This is a genomic window from Streptomyces sp. NPDC057638, from assembly GCF_042800315.1.
Taxonomy (GTDB): Bacteria; Actinomycetota; Actinomycetes; order Streptomycetales; family Streptomycetaceae; genus Streptomyces.
Genome location: NZ_JBHVHF010000494.1, coordinates 1 through 3,724, shown reverse-complemented (window position 1 = coordinate 3,724; position 3,724 = coordinate 1). Strand labels below are relative to the sequence as shown.

2 protein-coding genes are annotated in these 3,724 nt (G+C 70.0%); both read left to right on the top strand.

What is annotated here, in order from left to right; genetic code table 11:
* Positions 1–713 precede the first annotated feature (713 nt).
* Entirely contained in the window at positions 714–1,490 is a 777-nt protein-coding gene (locus ACFVIM_RS33850) for a trypsin-like peptidase domain-containing protein (protein ID WP_384309843.1), read from the top strand.
* Between the two features lie 230 nt (positions 1,491–1,720).
* Entirely contained in the window at positions 1,721–3,700 is a 1,980-nt protein-coding gene (htpG, locus tag ACFVIM_RS33845) for a molecular chaperone HtpG (RefSeq protein ID WP_384309840.1), read from the top strand.
* Positions 3,701–3,724 lie beyond the last annotated feature (24 nt).

Below are 3,724 nucleotides of genomic sequence, written 5' to 3'. Positions count from 1 at the left end.
CGCCGGGATCGTTCCCCCGTGACGATCCCGGCGCGCACCGGATCAGGCACCCTCAGCATGTCCACCGGCGGCGCCACAGGGCCAGCCCCTTCCGCTGTCCCGTCCAGCGGGCGCGGTGTCCTGACTGGTCAGCGCGGTGCGGCCGGACTGTCCCGGACAAGGATCACCTCGCCGGAACCGCCATCCGGCGAGGTGCGCCCGCCCGGCCCCGACGCCGTCCGCCGCCGGGACCCGCCGCCGGGCGCGATGGTCCGGGTACGCCAGGGCGAGCGGTGCCGCCGTGGAGGGTGAGGGCCGAGGGCGCGTACGTCAAGAGGGCCCGCCCGCGGGGACACCGGTCCCTCTCCTGCATCGGCGCCCCCCGGCCGTGAGTCCGTGAGGACGAACTCGCCCTCGGTGGAAACGACATGAGGGAACGTCAATAACCCGCGCTCCGGAATCCTCGCGGAAACGCGCTGGTCGCCGCCGTACCGCCGGCCCACCCGCACACCGTCCCGGACGCTCCTCGCGCCGGGACTCCGGCGCGACGGTGGATCCGGCACGTCGGCGTGCGCCCCGCCGACCGCGATGCCCGTGAGATGGATCACGTGGTGATGGATCACGGCCATGTGCTCCCATGAACCGTCATCGCGCCGGATCCGCCGGTCGGTCAGTGTGCGGTCGTCCGTGGTCCGGCATCCCTCAGACCCACGGGAAGTGATCGCATGTTACGTATGGTGCGTGCCCTCGCCCTCGCCCTCGTCCTGGCGGGTACGTCCCTCGCCACCGCCCCCGCCGCCGGCGCGGAGAGCCCCGCCCCCGCCGTCGGCGCCCAGGGCCTCACCCCCGTCGGCGGTGGCACCGGACTCGTCTTCCGGATGCAGCCCAACCCGGAGGCCCCCCAGTCCCTGTACATCTGCACCCTCACCGCCGTCGGCCGCGACCGCGCGGGCAACCTGGTCGGGCTCACCAACGCCCACTGTCTGATCGACGCCCAGGGCAACAAGCTGGTCGGCGAGAAGATCTACCGTGATATCTCACCGCCGGGCACCGCGCTCGCCCCGGCCCCGATCGCCGCCACCCGTCCCGACCTGGCCACCGGACCCATCGGCACGGTGACCTATGTGAGCACCCCGAACAACCTGCTCAGTACCGGTCCCAAGGGCCTGGACTTCGCGGTGATCCACCTGGACGAGACCCGGGTCGCCCCCACCAGCACCGTCAACGGCACCACGATCACCTCGATCGGCGCGCCCCCGCCGGGCGGCACCCGGATGTGCAAGCAGGGTCACCGCACCGGGCTGACCTGCGGGGTGCGCGTGGGAACCAACGGCATCTGGTTCACCCATCTGATCTGGACCAACGGTGGTGACTCCGGCTCCCCGGTGGTCGTGGACCAGACGCTGGTCGGCAACGCGTGGGGCGCCCAGCACAGTTCCCCGATCCACAGCATCATCGACGAGATGAACGCCGTCGGCGGTGTGGGCGCGGGCTTCCACCTCGCGACCTGACCCCGGCGGGCGGCGTTCCGGGGCTCGGGTGGTCCGACTCCCCGGGTCCCGGGCGCCCCGGCCGCCCGGGGCCGCACCGCGCGGAGGGGCCGCCGCCCCGACCGGCGGACGCCCACCCCGCCCACGACCGGGGGAGCGTCCACCCGTACCGGACCGGCGTGATGACCGGTTCATCTACAGTTCCCAGGTCAGTTCCTTTCCGACTAGGTGACCTGAGAAGGAATCACGGTATGCCGACTGAGACGTTCGAGTTTCAGGTGGAAGCGCGACAGCTTCTGCGGATGATGATCCACTCGATCTACTCGAACAAGGACGTCTTCCTGCGGGAACTCGTCTCCAACGCCTCCGACGCCCTCGACAAGCTCCGCCTCGCGGCGCTCCGCGACGACACCCTCGACGTGGACGTCTCGGACCCGCACATCACGATCGAGCCCGACCAGAGCGCCCGGACCCTGACCGTACGGGACAACGGGATCGGCATGTCGCGGGACGAGGTGGTCGAGCTGATCGGGACGATCGCGAACTCCGGCACCGCGGCGTTCCTGCGCGAGCTCAAGGAGGCCGACGACCCCACCGCCGCCGAAGGGCTGATCGGCCAGTTCGGTGTCGGCTTCTACGCCAGCTTCATGGTCGCGGACGAGGTCACCCTGCTGACCCGCCGGGCCGGGGAGAGCCAGGGCACCCGCTGGACCTCCGACGGCGAGGGTACCTACACCATCGAGACCGTGGACGAGGCGCCCCAGGGCACCTCGATCACCCTGCGGCTCAAGCCCGAGGACGCCGAGGACCGGCTCCACGACTACAGCGCCCCCTGGAAGATCAAGGAGATCGTCAAGCGGTACTCGGACTTCATCACCTGGCCCATCCGACTGGTCACCGAGGCCCCGGCCGGGCAGGACGGCTCCGGCGCCACGGACGCCGAAGCCGGCACCGGCACGGACGCGGACCCGGGTGAGGACGGTACGGCGCCGCGTGAGCCCGAGGTCATCAACTCGATGAAGGCCCTGTGGGCCCGCTCCCGCGACGAGGTCACCGACGACGAGTACCACGAGCTGTACAAACACATCAGCCATGACTGGAACGACCCGCTGGAGACCATCCGCCTCCAGGCGGAGGGCACCTTCGAGTACCAGGCGCTCCTCTTCATCCCCGCCCAGGCGCCCCGGGACCTCTTCCAGCAGGGCTACAAGCGCGGAATCCAGCTCTATGTGAAGCGCGTCTTCATCATGGACGACTGCGAGGCGCTGATGCCCGACTACCTGCGCTTCGTGAAGGGGGTCGTCGACGCGCAGGACCTCTCGCTCAACGTCTCGCGCGAGATCCTCCAGCAGGACCGTCAGATCCAGTTGATGCACCGCCGTCTGGCGAAGAAGGTGCTCGCCACGGTCAAGGACATGATGTCCGGGGCCCCGGAGACGTACGAGACGTTCTGGTCCCAGTTCGGCCGGGTGATGAAGGAGGGACTCCTCTCCGACCTGGAGAACCGCGAGACCCTGCTGGCGGTCTCCTCCTTCGCCACCACCCACACCACCGGGGGCGAGTCGAAGCCGACCGGGCTGCGCGCCTACGTCGAGCGGATGAAGGAGGGCCAGGAGCACATCTTCTACCTCACCGGCGAGTCCCGGCAGGCCATCGAGAACTCCCCGCATATGGAGGCGTTCCGGGCCAAGGGCATCGAGGTCCTGCTGCTGACGGACCCGGTGGACGAGATCTGGGTCGACATGGCCCCCGAGTTCGACGGCAAGGCGTTCCGTTCCATCGCCAAGGGCGAGGTCGACCTCGGCACCGAGGAGGAGCGCAAGGAGGCCGAGTCCGAGCGCGAGCAGCGGCGCACCGAGTACGCCGGACTGCTCGACTGGATGACGGAGCGGCTGGACGAGCACGTCAAGGAGGTCAGGCTCTCCTCACGGCTGACCGTCTCGCCCGCCTGTGTCGTCTCCGACACCCATGATGTGACCCCGGCGCTGGAGCAGATCTACCGCTCCATGGGCCAGGCCGTTCCCCGGGGCAAGCGCATCCTGGAACTCAACCCCTCCCACCCCCTGGTCACCACGCTCAACCAGGCGCACGGCGACCGCGAGGACCACTCCACCCTCGACGACACCGCCGAACTCCTCTACAACCTGGCCCTGCTGGCCGAAGGCGGTGAGCTGACCGACCCGTCGCGTTTCGTCAAGCTGATGGCGGACCGGCTGGAGCGCACCGTCTGACCCGTACGGCCCCCGGCCCGGCGC